The sequence below is a fragment of the Streptomyces sp. NPDC057950 genome (genome assembly GCF_042887295.1).
GTDB lineage: Bacteria > Actinomycetota > Actinomycetes > Streptomycetales > Streptomycetaceae > Streptomyces > Streptomyces kaempferi.
The window spans coordinates 181,798-195,273 of record NZ_JBHVPP010000014.1 but is presented as its reverse complement, the minus strand read 5'-3'; the positions used below and the strand labels follow the sequence as shown (position 1 = coordinate 195,273).

Sequence of the window (13,476 nt, the reverse complement as noted above, 5' to 3'; positions counted from 1 at the left end):
GACAGGATGGGTCAGGGGCACGGCTGGGAGGGCGCGGTACTCAAGCTGCTGCGCGGCAAGGACTTCACGTTCACCGTGACCCGGGCCGAGGACGTGACCCCGCACTACCGGCGGCTGCGGTTCACCGACGGCGGCATGCTCGCGGCGACCGGGGTGCACCCCACGCTGTGGGTCCGGCTGTGGTTCGACAACGCGGGCAAGCCGCATCAGCGGGCGTACACGCTGGTCGACCCCGATCCGGCGGCCGGCACCTTCGGCCTGGAGTTCGCGCTGCACGAGGGCCGCGCCTCGGAGTGGGCACGGGCGGCCGGTCCCGGGGACACCATCGAGGCCACGGTCCACGGCACCGCGTTCACCGATCCGGACCCGGCCCCCTCCCATGTCTTCGCCGTCGCCGACCCGGCCTCGCTCCCCGCCCTCAACTCCCTCCTGGACGCGATGGGGCAGGCTCCGGCGACGATCTGGTTCGAGACGGAACACGGCGTGGACGGACTCCCCTTCCGCACCGCTTCCGCCCGCCACAGCGTGCGCCCGGTGCCCCGCCGCGACCAGGGCGCCCACCTCGTCACCGAGGTCAAGGCGGACCTCCCCGGCCTGCTGGAGGGCGAGTCGGACCCTTACGTCTGGATCGCCTGCGACACCGCCACGACCCGCTCCCTGACGACGTACGTCCGTAAGGAGCTCGCCCTCCCGAAGCAGCGGGTCAACGCCATGGGCTACTGGCGTACGACCTGACCGGTGTCCCCCACGACGACCGTGCCCCGTGCGAAGAGGCGGCGGGGCCGTCCGCGCCGGATCATCTACGCATGGACATCAGCCTTCACATCGCCCAGGATCCCGACGCCGACGAACTGCTCGGCCGCAGCCCGCTCGCCGCCCTGGTCGGGATGCTGCTCGACCAGCAGGTACCGATGGAATGGGCGTTCAAGGGACCCCGCACGATCGCCGAGCGCCTCGGCACGGACGACCTGGACGCGCACGAGATCGCGGCGTACGACCCGGAGAAGTTCACCGCGCTGCTCTCCGCGAAACCGGCCGTGCACCGTTACCCCGGCTCGATGGCCAAGCGGATCCAGCAGCTGTGCCAGTACCTCGTGGAGCACTACAGCGGAGACGCCGCCGCCGTCTGGAAGGACACCGGCACGGGCGCGGAGCTCCTCCGGCGCCTCGACGAGCTGCCCGGTTTCGGCGCCCAGAAGGCCCAGATCTTCCTCGCCCTCCTCGGCAAGCAGTTCGGGGTGCGCCCCAAGGGCTGGCGCGAGGCGGCGGGCGCCTACGGCGAACCGAAGGCGTTCCGCTCGGTCGCCGACATCACCGGCCCCGAGTCCCTGGCGAAGGTCCGGGCCCACAAACAGGAACTCAAGGCCGCCGCCAAGGCCTCCGGCAGGTGACCGGTACGCCGCGGTCGGCCCGCGCCGCCTCCCCGGGGGCTGCCGCCCCCGGACCCCCGCTTTCGGCCTGAACGGCCTCGTCCTCAAACGCCGGACGGGCTGAAGGACATGCCCCCGCCCGGAACCACCCAGAGCCGACCGACGCAAGCCCGCACCCCTCCGGCGCGGGCCCGCACCCCTCCAGCCCGTCCCCGACCCTCCGGCACGGCCCGCATCTCCAGCCCCTCCGCACCCCTCCGGCGCGGGCCCGCGCCTCCACCCCGTCCGCAACCCTCCGGCCCGTCCGCAACCCTCCAGCGCGGGCCCCCCTCTCCAGCCCGTCCGCAACCCTCCGGCACGGCCCGCATCTCCAGCCCGTCCCCGACCCTCCGGCGCGGGCCCGCATATCCAGCCCCTCCCCAACCTTCCAGCGCGGGCCCGCATATCCAGCCCGTCCCCGACCCTCCAGCGCAGGCCCCCATCTCCAGCCCGTCCGGCGTTTGAGGACGAGCCCTTCGGGCGATGCGGGGGTCCAGGGGGCGCAGCCCCTTGGCGGGGGCCGGGGCGGAGCCCCGGGAACGGGGTCCGCCGGGTGGGCCACCCGGCTGGCGGGGTGGCCCCTACAGCCGAAGCATGAAACACGGCCGCGGCACCCCACACCGCCCCCACCGTCAACCACACGCCCCATCCGTACGCCATGAGGGCGGATCTCCCCGCCCCCCGATGAACACCCTCCCGCTGAGGGGACATGACCTGACATGAGTCCCGCCCCACCGCACCCCGCCCCGCACCCGCGGAGCCGGCACGCGTGGATGCGGGTACTGGCCCTGCTCGTCGTCGCGCTCCTCGCCGCGGGCGCGCAGGCCGAGGCACTCGCCGCCGCGGCCCCCACGACGGTCGCCGACGCCCCGAGCCACGGCGCCGAACACGACGTACTCGACACAGCACTCCGACCGCCCGGCCGCCCCGCACACGGCCACGTCGCCCACCCCCGCCCCGCGCCCCACAGCGCCCCCGGACACCCGGACCCCGCGTCCCGGCTCCACGCCGCGGCGACCTCGCCCTCCCCCGCCCCGGACACCCCGCGCTCGGTGGTCCTGCGCTGCTGACGGATCCGGTCGATCACCGGACCAGGTACCAGCGAACGCAAGGACACAGTCATGCCCAACGACCCGTACGCGGTCCTGCGCGCCCTGCTGCGCGCGGAAGGCGCACGCAACGCGCCCAAGCCGAACCCGGACGCCGTCCGGCCGCCCGGACCGGACGAGGGCCGGGACACCGCGTCCTCCTCGGCCCTGACATCCCCGGCGGTCGCACCGAGGAGGCGCGAGCGCGGCTAGGCGCCCACGGGGACGAGGCGGCCGTCCCGCACCGGGACGGCCGCCTCGGGACGCGCGGCGGACGGCGCGAAGGGGCGGACACGTCCTACCGTCTGCGGCGGGCCGTCCCGAAGAGTGAGCGGGTGATCTCCCGCCCGATCTGCGTCCCCACCGACCGCGCCAGGGACTTGAACACACCGCTGGCGAAGACCTGCTGGACGACCGACGTCTCCTCCTCGGGACGGCCCTTCGCGGGCGTCCTCCCCGGCGAGGGCTCGGCTTCCCCGGCAGCCCTCGCGCGCGCCGCCTCCTGAGCGGTGAGCCTCTCGTACGCGGACTCGCGATCGACCGCCTGCGCGTACCGCCCGTACAGCGAGGACGCCCGCACCGCCCGGTCCAGCGCGTCCGCGTCGACCGGACCCATCAGGGACCCCGGCGCCCGCAGCCGGGTCACCGCGACCGGTGTCGGCGCGCCCTTCTCGCTCAGCACGGTCACCACGGCCTCACCGATGCCGAGCGCGGTGAGGACCTCCTCCAGGTCGTACCCGGAGTCCGGGAAGGTCCTCACCGTCGCCTTCAGCGCCTTCTGGTCGTCCGGTGTGAAGGCGCGCAGCGCGTGCTGGACACGGTTGCCGAGCTGCGCGAGGACATCGGCCGGCACGTCCTTCGGGGTCTGGGTCACGAAGAAGACGCCGACCCCTTTCGAGCGAATGAGACGGACCGTCTGCGTGATGGACTCCAGGAAGGCCTTCGACGCGCCGGTGAAGAGCAGATGGGCCTCGTCGAAGAAGAAGACCAGCTTCGGCCTGTCGGCGTCGCCGACCTCCGGGAGGTCGTGGAAGAGGTCCGCGAGCATCCACATCAGGAAGGTCGAGAAGAGCTGCGGTCTGTCCTGGACCTCGGGGAGTTCGAGGACGGAGACCAGGCCGCGCCCGTCCGGCGCCGTCCGCAGCAGCTCGCCGGTGTCGAACTCCGGTTCCCCGAAGAACGGGCTCATGCCCTGCGCCTCGAACGCGGTGAGGGAGCGCAGGATCACCCCGGCCGTCGCCGACGAGAGCCCGCCGATCCCCTTCAGCTCCTGTTTGCCCTCGTCCGAGCTCAGGAACGCGACGACCGCGCGCAGGTCCTTGAGGTCGACCAGTTCGAGGCCCTTCTGGTCGGCGTAGTGGAAGATCAGGCCGAGGGACTGCTCCTGGGTCTGGTTGAGCCGGAGCACCTTCGACAGCAGTACCGGGCCGAAGCTGGTGACCGTGGCCCGTACGGGGATGCCGTGACCCAGACCCCCCAGCGCCAGGAACTCGGCCGGGCAGCCGGCCGGCGTCCACGTCTGCTGGACCTCCTCGGCCCGCGCCCGCACCTTCTCCCGCTCCGCGCCGGGCTCCGAGATCCCGGACATGTCGCCCTTGACGTCGGCCAGGAACACGGGCACGCCCTGGGCGGACAGCTGTTCGGCGATCAGCTGCAGCGTCTTGGTCTTGCCGGTACCGGTGGCACCCGCGACCAGTCCGTGCCGGTTGAGCATGGGCAGCGGGATACGGATCTGCGCGTCCGGCAGACACCGCCCGTCCCACAGCAGGGCGCCCAGGTCGAGAGCGGGTCCGGCGAAGGCGTATCCGGCGGCGATCCTCAGGGCCTCGGCGGGCAGCGCGGCTCCCCCGCTCACCGCTTCCGGCCCGGTGGCCGCTTCGCCGCTCACCCGTTCAGGTGCGGCTGTCGGAGGCGTCCCCGACCCGGTGTCACTGTCACTCATGTCAGGCCCCTGTTCCCCGTTGCTCGCCGGTCCGGGTGTGCCCGGCAGGTTCCGGGCGGACAGGGAGAGTTACCGGTTCGCCCGGATTTACAACGTCTTTTCCAGCGTCGCACTCCGTCGCCATGGCTGCGCCCGGAAGGTCTGGGCCGGTAGGCTTTCCGTGTGATCTTCAAGCGCATCGGCAACGGCCGGCCATACCCCGACCACGGCCGGGAAAGCACCCGGCAGTGGGCGGACGTCGCACCGCGCCCGGTCCGCCTCGATCAGCTCGTGACGACCAAGGGCCAGCTGGATCTGGAGACCCTCCTCGCGGAGGACTCCACCTTCTACGGCGACCTCTTCGCGCACGTCGTGAAGTGGCAGGGCGATCTGTACCTCGAGGACGGTCTGCACCGCGCCGTCCGCGCCGCGCTGCAGCAGCGCCAGGTGCTCCACGCCCGCGTCCTCGAGCTGGGCTAGCACCCTCCGGACCGGGGTCCCGCCCGCTCGAGCGGGGGAAGGTTGACCCTTTTGGGTTGGACTGGGTGCGGGTCAATGATCATTTAGTAGGCATCGCCGCCGCGGCACACTACGCTGCGCCCATGAGCATGCTCACTCCCCCTGGCATGGGCGGCCAGTACCGGATCACGGGGGACAAGTACCCACGGATGCGCCGGCCCCGAGGGCGCCGCAGGCTCGTGTTCCTGGTCGTCGTCTGCGTCACCGCGCTCGGGCTGATCGGGTGGGGAACCCTGCAGCTCATCGACGTCTTCACGGGCGGCGGTGACAAGGCGACGGCGGCCGGCACCAAGGCGCACTGCGCGACCGGTCCCGGTCCGTCGGCCAAGGCGTCCACGGCCGCGGTGTCCACCGCCGTCGGCGCCCTGCCCCAGCCCGGCAAGATCACGGTCAACGTCCTGAACGCCACGCCCCGCAGCGGGCTCGCCAAGGACACCGCCGACGAGCTGAAGAAGCGCGGATTCCGCATCGGTGACGTGGGCAACGCGCCGAAGGCGTACGACAAGAAGGTCGCCGGCCCCGGGCTGCTCCTCGGCTCCACGGCGGCCGTCAAGGCCGCGCTGCCGGTCCTGGGCACCCAGCTCTCCGGCGCCCAGCTGAAGGCCGACGGCCGGACGCAGGCGGACCGGGTCGACCTCATCATCGGCACCGGCTTCACGTCGCTCACGAAGAAGGAGGACGCCGACAAGGCGCTGGCCGTGCTGGCCGAGCCGAAACCGGACTCCTCCACCGAGCCGAAGAACTGCTGACCGCCGGACGGCGCGACACGCGCCGCCGACGGAACCGCACACCCGAACACACCGAGCACCCCGCACGAACCGAAGGTCCCGCGCCGGACGCGGGACCTTCGACGACTTCTCGGGCCGGTGGGTGCGCGGACTCAGGCCGTCCCCGGGGCCTTGCCCTGCCGTCGGTACCGGGCCGAGGCAGCGTCCTGGGGCGGGCACCGTCGCACCCGCGCGGGGCGGCGAGCGGTCCGGCGGACGCGGCAGACCGCGCCTGCGGCGGACCGGCCGACCGGCCGACCGGCAGGTCCTACTCGGCGGCCCCGTACATCCGGTCGCCGGCGTCGCCCAGGCCGGGCACGATGTAGCCGCTCTCGTTCAGACGTTCGTCGACCGACGCCGTGACGACGGTGACGGGCGTCCCCGCGAGCTCGCGCTCCATTACCTCGACGCCCTCAGGGGCGGCGAGCAGCACGACGGCGGTGACGTCGTCGGCGCCGCGCTTGATCAGTTCCTGGATCGCCGCGACGAGCGTGCCGCCGGTGGCCAGCATCGGGTCCAGGACGTAGACCTGGCGCCCGGAGAGGTCGTCCGGCATCCGGGTCGCGTACGTGGACGCCTGGAGGGTCTCCTCGTCGCGCACCATGCCCAGGAAGCCCACCTCGGCGGTCGGCAGCAGCCGCACCATGCCGTCGAGCATGCCGAGACCCGCGCGCAGGATCGGCACGACCAGCGGGCGCGGATAGGACAGCTTGACGCCCGTCGTGGAGGCCACCGGGGTCACGATGTCGACCCGCTCGGTGCGCACGTCCCTGGTGGCCTCGTAGGCGAGCAGGGTGACCAGCTCGTCGGCGAGCCGCCGGAAGGTCGCGGAGTCGGTGCGCCGGTCGCGCAGGGTGGTGAGCTTATGGGCGACCAGGGGGTGGTCGACGACGTGGAGACGCATGCCGACAACAGTAGCCGGGCCCCCGTGTCGCTCGCGCTGGCATCAAACCGGCCGTCCGAGGGAAGGCGGGAAGGACGAACCTGGGGTGGTGTGCGTATGCCGGACCGGGAAGAGAAGTCCCCGGAGCAGTCCATGCAGCCGAAGCAGCCGAAACGCCCGGCGCGATCCGATCGGACCGAGCGGCCCGAGCCGCCGGCGCGGTGGCCGGAGCGGCCCGTCCAGCGGCCGGAGCAGGAGACGGACGCCCAGCGCAGGCGGCGCCGGGCCCAGTTCCTCCGTGAACTCACCGAGGCGCGCGAACTGCGCGACCGCGTCCAGCCACGCCGCGCCAAGGTCGCCCGCCTGCGCCACGCCATGCGCATGCGCACCTTCCGCTGGTAGCTCGCGGGGATCGCCCACGCCGTGAGGGCGTAGACATGCACGCGCGACGCCAAGGGCCGCGTACGATCCGCTGGTAGCGATCAAAAGAGGCAGACACAGCAGGCCGAAGACATCCCCTGAGCGCTCTGTTTCTGCCACGATTCCGAGTGGGTGGGGTCTCGGAGCAGCACTCCCCGCCCATCAACCTCCGCCGGGGGGACCCCCAACCGGCACGCCTATGACCAGTGGGAGAGTCACGGTGTACTTCGCCGCACTGCTCGCGCGCACCGAAGACGGGTGGGAAGCGAGCGACACAGAGCTCGACGATGTGGAGACCCTGTCGGATCTGACCGACCTGGCCCGTGAAGCCTCGGAGGAGGACACGGTGCTCGTACTCATCGAGCAGGAGGACGCGTGGTTCGGCGTCGTCCGCGTGGACGGCGAGGAGGACCCTCGTATCTACGTATCGGACGCCGCAGCCGCCGCCCGCAGCTCGTACGGCGAGATCCTGCTCACGGACGAACTACTAGGACGGGATCCGGGCGACGACGACGCCGACCTGGACTCCCTCGACCTGGACGGCACCGAGGACGGTGAGCCCGACGACGCACACGACTCCGACGACGACGACGAGGACGAGACCGTGGCCGGCGAGGCCGTCTCGCACAGCCCCGTCGGGGACCGCGAGATCCTCGCCGACCTCGGGGTGAGCGAGAAGGAACTGCTCGCCCTGGACGAAGGCGACGCGCTCAGCACGATCGCCGACGCCCTGGGGGCGGCGGAGGTCCTGGAGACCGTCCGCTAGTTCCCCGGGTTAGGTTTCCCGGGTGAGCGGCACGACAGAGACCTTTCCACAAGATCCGGTACGCGACCGCTGGCGGGCCGCGATGCGGCTCGCCCTGGACGAGGCCGACCGGGCCGTCCAGGGCGGGGACGTCCCCGTCGGCGCCGTCGTGCTGTCCACGGACGGTACGACGGTGCTCGCCGCCGGACACAACGAGCGTGAGGCGACCGGTGATCCGACGGCGCACGCCGAGGTGCTCGCGATCCGCGGGGCCGCCCAGCGGCTCGGCGAGTGGCGGCTGTCCGGCTGCACGCTCGTCGTCACTCTGGAGCCCTGCGCGATGTGCGCGGGGGCGCTGGTGCAGTCCCGGGTGGACCGGGTGGTCTTCGGTGCCCGGGACGAGAAGGCGGGCGCGGTCGGCTCCGTCTGGGACCTCGTACGCGACCGCCGGCTCAACCACCGGCCCGAGGTGATCGGCGGTGTGCTCGACGAGGAGTGCGGCCGTCTCCTCACCGGATTCTTCCGCTCCCGCTGACCCCCCGGGGGGTGCGGGAAACGGATTTCGGACCACGGCCCACCTTGGGGTAGGGTCTCTCTCGGTAGCGTGTCCGAGCGGCCGAAGGAGCTCGCCTCGAAAGCGAGTGTGGCGCAAGTCACCGAGGGTTCAAATCCCTCCGCTACCGCTTGATGAGGGCCCCGTCGAAAGACGGGGCCCTTTGTGCGTGTCCCGCCACTGGGGGCCGGGGGAAGCGACGTGCGGGACACGCCGCCGCCCCGGCGGGGGCGGGCCTCAAGCCCGCGCCGCGGGTTCGGAGGAATCCCGTGGCGTGGACCCCGCAGTGAGGTCCGTCCCCGGCCCTGCGGGCTCCCGACCGCCGGGCTCGGCTCCATCGTGCGCCTGGGCGGCCGTGTGCGGGACCGGCAAAAGGCCCCGGTCAGCAGGCCGTTGGTCCATAAAAAGGGCGTGAAGGTTACACTCACCGCCGGCAACAGGGGGCCCACCGGGCGCAGCAGTCACAGGGGAGGCCGCGATGGCGGTGAATTCGAAGAAGATCGCCGTCTATGTGCTCGTGGTCTTCGCGCTGTACGTGATCATCACGGATCCGGCGAAGGCGGCCGACTACGTCCAGATAGGGTTTGAGGGCATTTCGACCGCCGCTCGGTCCGTCGGCGACTTCATGACGTGGATCGCCGACGGAGCGAAGAACTGAGCGGAGACCCGCGCCGCACCACCAGGGAGTGTCCGTGATCCGCCATCTGGTCCTCTTCAAGCTCAACGAGGGCGTCGAGCGCGACGACCCGCGGGTCGTCGAGGGTGTGGCCGCCTTCCGCGCGCTCGGCGGCCTGATCCCCGATCTGCGGTTCTGGGAATGCGACTGGAACATCACCGACCGGCCCATCGCGTACGACTTCGCGATCAACTCCGCGGTCGACGACGCGGACGCCCTGCAGCGGTACTTGGAGCATCCGGCGCATCAGGCCGGCGTCGCGCTGTGGCGCGAGTTCGCGACCTGGGTGATCGCCGACTACCCGTTCTGAGCCACGCGCCCCGGAGCCCCTCGCCGGCGACCGGCGGGGGGCTTCTCCGCGTCACGGGCCCCCAACTCTCCACAATTCCCGCTCAACACGGCTTTATGCGGTGCTTGCACACAGTGCACATGTCTTGTGATGCTATGACCGCTTTTGACGGATGAGTTGACGGATCTGACGGATGATAGAGGTGGAGTTGACCGTGCCGGCCAGTACTGCGCCTCAAGCACCGCCCCAGGAACCGACGGCGCCCGTGGAGCGGGCTCCGCTCCACGAACAGGCGGCTCCCCAGGAGCGGGCCCCCCTCCAGGAACAGCCGGCACCTCCCCAGGAGCGGGCCCAGGTCCTGGAACAGCCGTCACCACCCCAGGACCGGCCCCCGGAGCAGGAGCGCGCCCCTGAGGAGGAGCAGACGCCGTTCCCGGCAGCCGCCCCCGAGCGCCGCCGCGGTGCCGACACGCGGGCCCTCACCCAGGTGCTCTTCGGCCGCCTCAAGACGCTGGAGCCGGGCACCGCGGAGCACGACCGCGTACGCGGGGCACTCATCGAGGCGAACCTCCCGCTCGTCCGTTACGCCGCCGCCCGCTTCCGCAGCCGCAACGAACCCATGGAGGACGTGGTCCAGGTCGGGACCATCGGCCTGATCAACGCGATCGACCGCTTCGACCCGGAGCGGGGTGTGCAGTTCCCGACCTTCGCGATGCCGACGGTCGTCGGCGAGATCAAGCGGTACTTCCGCGACAACGTCCGCACCGTCCACGTGCCCCGTCGGCTGCACGAGCTGTGGGTGCAGGTGAACAGCGCCACCGAGGACCTGACGACGGCCTTCGGGCGCACGCCCACGACCGCCGAGATCGCCGAGCGGCTGCGCATCACCGAGGAGGAGGTGCTGTCCTGCATCGAGGCCGGGCGCTCGTACCACGCGACCTCCCTGGAGGCGGCCCAGGAGGGCGACGGACTGCCGGGACTGCTCGACCGGCTCGGCTACGAGGACCCCGCGCTCGACGGGGTGGAACACCGCGACCTCGTACGCCACCTGCTCGTGCAACTGCCCGAACGCGAACAGCGGATCCTTCTGCTGCGCTACTACAGCAACCTGACGCAGTCACAGATCAGCGCCGAGCTGGGTGTTTCCCAGATGCATGTGTCAAGACTCCTCGCCCGCAGCTTCGCACGACTTCGATCCGCAAACAGGATCGAGGCGTAACCGGAAAGAGCGAATCGCTCAGAGGTTCTTTTTCCGTCAGTTCAGCCGTGAAAAGCCGTCAGACCCCCTTTTTCCAGGGCCTATTCACCCTCTCCATGTCGACATGTCACTACAGCGTGTTGCCGACATGTGACATTCTGCCGGAAGCGCGTTTGCCGCGGCCTCCCGACCGGTATTCAGGTGGAGGCTGCGTTCCTCCGACGGGAGCGTCCGCCGCGACCGTCCGCGACCCAAAGGGGGTGGCATGTCCGCAGACCAGGGCAGCTCGAAGGTGCTCACGCTCACGAAGAGCGACTCGGAGCCCGACGCGCTTCACGCAGTCGACGTCGTCGACATGGTCGACGTATCGGCCCTTCCGGCCCCGGACGCCGTCCCGGCCGCTCCGGCCGCCCAGGCCGCTCCGACCTCGGAAGCCATCGACACCCGCACCCTGTCCCGCTCCCTGTTCCTGCGGCTCGCCGCACTCGGTGAGAACAGCCCGGAGCGCGGCTACGTACGGGACACACTCATCGAGCTGAACCTCCCGCTCGTCCGGTACGCGGCGGCCCGCTTCCGCTCCCGCAACGAGCCGATGGAGGACATCGTCCAGGTCGGCACCATCGGCCTGATCAAGGCGATCGACCGCTTCGACTGCGAACGCGGGGTGGAGTTCCCGACGTTCGCGATGCCCACCGTCGTGGGCGAGATCAAGCGCTTCTTCCGCGACACGTCGTGGTCGGTCCGGGTGCCGCGCCGCCTCCAGGAGCTGCGGCTCGCCCTCACCAAGGCCAGCGACGAGCTCTCCCAGAAGCTCGACCGCTCCCCGACGGTCGCCGAACTCGCCTCCGTACTGGGCGTGTCCGAGGAGGACGTGGTCGACGGCCTGGCCGTGGGCAACGCGTACACGGCGTCCTCGCTGGACTCGCCGGCCCCCGAGGACGACGGCGGCGAGGGCTCCCTCGCGGACCGCCTCGGCTACGAGGACACGGCCCTGGAGGGCGTCGAGTACCGCGAGTCGCTGAAGCCGCTGCTCGCCAAGCTCCCGCCCCGCGAGCGCCGCATCATCATGCTGCGCTTCTTCGCGAACATGACCCAGTCGCAGATCGGCGAGGAGGTCGGCATCTCCCAGATGCACGTCTCCCGGCTGCTCACCCGGACCCTCGCCCAGCTGCGCGAAGGACTCATCTCCGACTGAGGCGCCGGCACGGGAGAACGACCTCCCGAGCCTTCATAATTGACGCACCGTCAGTCACACTGGCGCGATGCGTCGAGCGGGTCGAGCGACTTGTAATCCTGGCCGTCGAGGCGCCCTGGTGGGCGCCTCGACGGCTTTGGTGTGTCTGGGCGCCGTGCTGACCGCCTGCGGGAGCGGCGGGGGCGGCGGCCGTGTCGCGGCGGGAGTGCCCGGGGCGTCCGGGAGAGCCGTGGCCCCCACCGGGGACGTCTCCCTGGCCCCACTGGCCGGGGAGGGCGCTCCGCACCCCGGGAAGGGCCCCCGCGACGGCACCGGGGCGGCCGGCGACCCGACTGCCCCGGCCGCCGGGGGTCCGGGTTCGCCGGCACCGTCCTCGGGCCTCGCGGGAAAGGACCCGGGCGGTGGCGCCGGGGACGGCGGACCTCCGGCACCTCCCTCCGCGGGGGGCGGTCCGGGGCACGCAGGGGCGAGTGCCGGCAGCACGCCGACGCCCGCCCCGCCGACACGCTCGGCACCGTCCACGCCGGCGCCCGCCGCCGTCGAGGTGGACGCGCCCGAGCGGGAGGCCACCGGTCAGCGCTGGTGCGAGAAGGTGACCCTCTCCTTCCGCAACACCGGCGGCACCGCGGTGCGTTCGGGCACGGTGACCCTCGGGACGCACATCATCGGGGCGCTCGGGATCGACTGGGCCACCATCGGGTCGACCCGGGACCTTCCCGCGCCGATCGCCCCGGGAGCGGGCACCAGGAAGTCCTGGACGGTGTGCGTCGACGCGTGGCGTGTGCCGTGGGGCATGCACATCGAGACGCGGGACGTGTCCGTCCAGTGGAAGTGACCCCGCCGCTACCGGCGGGGCGTGCTCACGACAGAGCGAGCCATGCCACGGCGGCCACGACCGCCACGGCGACGACGATGCCGATGATGAGGCCGATGCGGGGACCCGCCGGGGCGGCCACCTGCTGCTGCTGACGGGCCTGGGGGCCCTCGTCGACGAAAGCGCGGAACATCTGGGTGCTACCCGCGGGGTCGTAGTTGCCCTCGGGGCCCTGGGTGTTTGCCATGGCCCAGGACCCTAGCGAATAGCCGCGGCCCGCCCAAGTGCGGGGCCCCTCCGGTACGCGACCGGGCCTCACAGCCGACTCTCAGTCTGGCACCGCCCTCACCAGCAAGTTTACTTTCGCCAATACGTGCCTTTGCCATGTTTTTATCCCAGCGGGGACCACTTCGTTTGCCTGCAGCAACCAACTGGATTTATGGTTGCCCCAAGCAACGAATAACGGAGGGGCGATGGCCGAGCGGGCGCAGTACGAGGAGTTGGCTCGTCAGCTCAGTGCCATCGGCGCCGTGAAGAGGGAGCTGGCGCGGATCCTGCCGCACGACTGCCCGGCGGGTTCCGCCGCCGTGCTGACGCTGCTGGGCCGCCACGGCGACATGCGGATGAGCAGGCTCGCCGAGCTGCTCGCCGTGGACATGTCCGTGACCAGCCGCCATGTCGCGCACGTCGCCGACCGGGGCTGGATCGAACGCCTCCCCGACCCGGCCGACAAGCGCTCGCGCATCCTGCGTCTCACCGGCGCCGGGCTCGCGCGGCTCGACGAGCTCTCCCAGCGCTCCTCGCAGCTCTTCGCCGACCGGCTCAGCGACTGGTCCGACCAGGAGGTCGGGCTGCTCAGCCACCTGATGGGCCGGCTGCGCGAGAGCTTCGGCGACTGCCGCGCCACCCAGCGGCCGCCCGGTCCCCCCGAAGCACAGGCAGTTCACGCAACAGAACCGACCACCACCCGTACACCCGCGTAAGCACACGCAGCACTAG

The 13,476-nt window shown here is 71.6% G+C and carries 18 protein-coding genes and 1 tRNA gene; 16 read left to right on the top strand and 3 right to left on the bottom strand.

What is annotated here, in order from left to right; genetic code table 11:
• Positions 1 to 6: 6 nt before the first annotated feature.
• From ACFVTC_RS23745 to ACFVTC_RS23730, 4 genes are all read left to right on the top strand, one after another.
• The gene (locus ACFVTC_RS23745; RefSeq protein ID WP_390130069.1) at positions 7 to 735 is read left to right on the top strand and encodes a siderophore-interacting protein; all 729 of its coding nucleotides are present in this window, start codon (positions 7 to 9) and stop codon (positions 733 to 735) included.
• 71 nt (positions 736 to 806) lie between these two features.
• On the top strand, positions 807 to 1,391 hold the full coding sequence (locus ACFVTC_RS23740) for an HhH-GPD-type base excision DNA repair protein (protein ID WP_390130067.1): 585 nt from the start codon (positions 807 to 809) through the stop codon (positions 1,389 to 1,391).
• Between the two features lie 737 nt (positions 1,392 to 2,128).
• Positions 2,129 to 2,479, top strand: coding sequence for a hypothetical protein (locus tag ACFVTC_RS23735; protein ID WP_390130066.1), 351 nt, complete (start codon positions 2,129 to 2,131; stop codon positions 2,477 to 2,479).
• A 51-nt stretch (positions 2,480 to 2,530) separates the two neighbouring features.
• Positions 2,531 to 2,710, top strand: coding sequence for a hypothetical protein (locus ACFVTC_RS23730; protein ID WP_390130183.1), 180 nt, complete (start codon positions 2,531 to 2,533; stop codon positions 2,708 to 2,710).
• A gap of 85 nt (positions 2,711 to 2,795) precedes the next feature.
• Here the strand turns inward: ACFVTC_RS23730 and ACFVTC_RS23725 are convergent, their stop codons facing one another.
• Positions 2,796 to 4,439: a helicase HerA-like domain-containing protein gene (locus ACFVTC_RS23725; protein ID WP_390130064.1), complete on the bottom strand. Its 1,644-nt coding sequence runs from the start codon at positions 4,437 to 4,439 to the stop codon at positions 2,796 to 2,798.
• Between the two features lie 162 nt (positions 4,440 to 4,601).
• Here ACFVTC_RS23725 and ACFVTC_RS23720 point away from each other — a divergent pair, with 162 nt between their 5' ends.
• A complete protein-coding gene (locus tag ACFVTC_RS23720; protein WP_003955420.1) occupies positions 4,602 to 4,898 on the top strand; it encodes a type II toxin-antitoxin system VapB family antitoxin in 297 nt (98 codons plus the stop codon).
• Between the two features lie 122 nt (positions 4,899 to 5,020).
• Entirely contained in the window at positions 5,021 to 5,686 is a 666-nt protein-coding gene (locus ACFVTC_RS23715; RefSeq protein ID WP_390130062.1) for a LytR C-terminal domain-containing protein, read from the top strand.
• Positions 5,687 to 5,972: 286 nt separating this feature from the next.
• Here the strand turns inward: ACFVTC_RS23715 and upp are convergent, their stop codons facing one another.
• Positions 5,973 to 6,608 carry a uracil phosphoribosyltransferase gene (gene upp, locus ACFVTC_RS23710; RefSeq protein WP_390130060.1) on the bottom strand — a complete coding sequence of 212 codons (636 nt, stop codon included), beginning with the start codon at positions 6,606 to 6,608 and terminating at the stop codon, positions 5,973 to 5,975.
• 132 nt (positions 6,609 to 6,740) lie between these two features.
• On the opposite strand from upp, the gene ACFVTC_RS23705 reads away from it, so the two are divergent.
• The 9 genes from ACFVTC_RS23705 (at position 6,741) to ACFVTC_RS23665 (ending at position 12,498) form a co-directional block, all read left to right on the top strand.
• Positions 6,741 to 6,989 carry a hypothetical protein gene (locus ACFVTC_RS23705; protein ID WP_390130174.1) on the top strand — a complete coding sequence of 83 codons (249 nt, stop codon included), beginning with the start codon at positions 6,741 to 6,743 and terminating at the stop codon, positions 6,987 to 6,989.
• A gap of 238 nt (positions 6,990 to 7,227) precedes the next feature.
• On the top strand, positions 7,228 to 7,773 hold the full coding sequence (locus tag ACFVTC_RS23700; RefSeq protein ID WP_390130172.1) for a hypothetical protein: 546 nt from the start codon (positions 7,228 to 7,230) through the stop codon (positions 7,771 to 7,773).
• An 82-nt stretch (positions 7,774 to 7,855) separates the two neighbouring features.
• Positions 7,856 to 8,287, top strand: a complete 432-nt coding sequence (gene tadA, locus ACFVTC_RS23695) for a tRNA adenosine(34) deaminase TadA (protein WP_385437706.1) — start codon at positions 7,856 to 7,858, stop codon at positions 8,285 to 8,287.
• A gap of 63 nt (positions 8,288 to 8,350) precedes the next feature.
• A tRNA-Ser gene (locus tag ACFVTC_RS23690) sits at positions 8,351 to 8,435 on the top strand.
• Between the two features lie 348 nt (positions 8,436 to 8,783).
• Positions 8,784 to 8,963, top strand: coding sequence for a hypothetical protein (locus ACFVTC_RS23685; protein ID WP_153289734.1), 180 nt, complete (start codon positions 8,784 to 8,786; stop codon positions 8,961 to 8,963).
• A 34-nt stretch (positions 8,964 to 8,997) separates the two neighbouring features.
• Entirely contained in the window at positions 8,998 to 9,291 is a 294-nt protein-coding gene (locus tag ACFVTC_RS23680) for a Dabb family protein (RefSeq protein WP_390130059.1), read from the top strand.
• 172 nt (positions 9,292 to 9,463) lie between these two features.
• Positions 9,464 to 10,489 carry a SigB/SigF/SigG family RNA polymerase sigma factor gene (locus ACFVTC_RS23675; RefSeq protein ID WP_390130058.1) on the top strand — a complete coding sequence of 342 codons (1,026 nt, stop codon included), beginning with the start codon at positions 9,464 to 9,466 and terminating at the stop codon, positions 10,487 to 10,489.
• A gap of 244 nt (positions 10,490 to 10,733) precedes the next feature.
• The gene (locus ACFVTC_RS23670) at positions 10,734 to 11,663 is read left to right on the top strand and encodes an RNA polymerase sigma factor SigF (RefSeq protein ID WP_390130055.1); all 930 of its coding nucleotides are present in this window, start codon (positions 10,734 to 10,736) and stop codon (positions 11,661 to 11,663) included.
• Positions 11,664 to 11,781: 118 nt separating this feature from the next.
• Positions 11,782 to 12,498: a hypothetical protein gene (locus ACFVTC_RS23665; protein WP_390130053.1), complete on the top strand. Its 717-nt coding sequence runs from the start codon at positions 11,782 to 11,784 to the stop codon at positions 12,496 to 12,498.
• A 25-nt stretch (positions 12,499 to 12,523) separates the two neighbouring features.
• On the opposite strand, the gene ACFVTC_RS23660 is transcribed toward ACFVTC_RS23665, so the two are convergent.
• Complete coding sequence (locus tag ACFVTC_RS23660; RefSeq protein ID WP_153289730.1) at positions 12,524 to 12,724, bottom strand: hypothetical protein; 201 nt, start codon at positions 12,722 to 12,724, stop codon at positions 12,524 to 12,526.
• Between the two features lie 226 nt (positions 12,725 to 12,950).
• On the opposite strand from ACFVTC_RS23660, the gene ACFVTC_RS23655 reads away from it, so the two are divergent.
• Positions 12,951 to 13,460 carry a MarR family winged helix-turn-helix transcriptional regulator gene (locus ACFVTC_RS23655; RefSeq protein WP_390130051.1) on the top strand — a complete coding sequence of 170 codons (510 nt, stop codon included), beginning with the start codon at positions 12,951 to 12,953 and terminating at the stop codon, positions 13,458 to 13,460.
• Positions 13,461 to 13,476 lie beyond the last annotated feature (16 nt).

Coding starts and splice junctions, on each gene's coding strand:
- ACFVTC_RS23745 (WP_390130069.1), top strand. CDS start 7: ATGGGTCAGGGGCACGGCTGGGAGGGCGCGGTACTCAAGCTGCTGCGC.
- ACFVTC_RS23740 (WP_390130067.1), top strand. CDS start 807: ATGGACATCAGCCTTCACATCGCCCAGGATCCCGACGCCGACGAACTG.
- ACFVTC_RS23735 (WP_390130066.1), top strand. CDS start 2,129: ATGAGTCCCGCCCCACCGCACCCCGCCCCGCACCCGCGGAGCCGGCAC.
- ACFVTC_RS23730 (WP_390130183.1), top strand. CDS start 2,531: ATGCCCAACGACCCGTACGCGGTCCTGCGCGCCCTGCTGCGCGCGGAA.
- ACFVTC_RS23725 (WP_390130064.1), bottom strand. CDS start 4,439: ATGAGTGACAGTGACACCGGGTCGGGGACGCCTCCGACAGCCGCACCT.
- ACFVTC_RS23715 (WP_390130062.1), top strand. CDS start 5,021: ATGAGCATGCTCACTCCCCCTGGCATGGGCGGCCAGTACCGGATCACG.
- upp (WP_390130060.1), bottom strand. CDS start 6,608: ATGCGTCTCCACGTCGTCGACCACCCCCTGGTCGCCCATAAGCTCACC.
- ACFVTC_RS23705 (WP_390130174.1), top strand. CDS start 6,741: ATGCAGCCGAAGCAGCCGAAACGCCCGGCGCGATCCGATCGGACCGAG.
- tadA (WP_385437706.1), top strand. CDS start 7,856: ATGCGGCTCGCCCTGGACGAGGCCGACCGGGCCGTCCAGGGCGGGGAC.
- ACFVTC_RS23685 (WP_153289734.1), top strand. CDS start 8,784: ATGGCGGTGAATTCGAAGAAGATCGCCGTCTATGTGCTCGTGGTCTTC.
- ACFVTC_RS23675 (WP_390130058.1), top strand. CDS start 9,464: ATGATAGAGGTGGAGTTGACCGTGCCGGCCAGTACTGCGCCTCAAGCA.
- ACFVTC_RS23670 (WP_390130055.1), top strand. CDS start 10,734: ATGTCCGCAGACCAGGGCAGCTCGAAGGTGCTCACGCTCACGAAGAGC.
- ACFVTC_RS23660 (WP_153289730.1), bottom strand. CDS start 12,724: ATGGCAAACACCCAGGGCCCCGAGGGCAACTACGACCCCGCGGGTAGC.
- ACFVTC_RS23655 (WP_390130051.1), top strand. CDS start 12,951: ATGGCCGAGCGGGCGCAGTACGAGGAGTTGGCTCGTCAGCTCAGTGCC.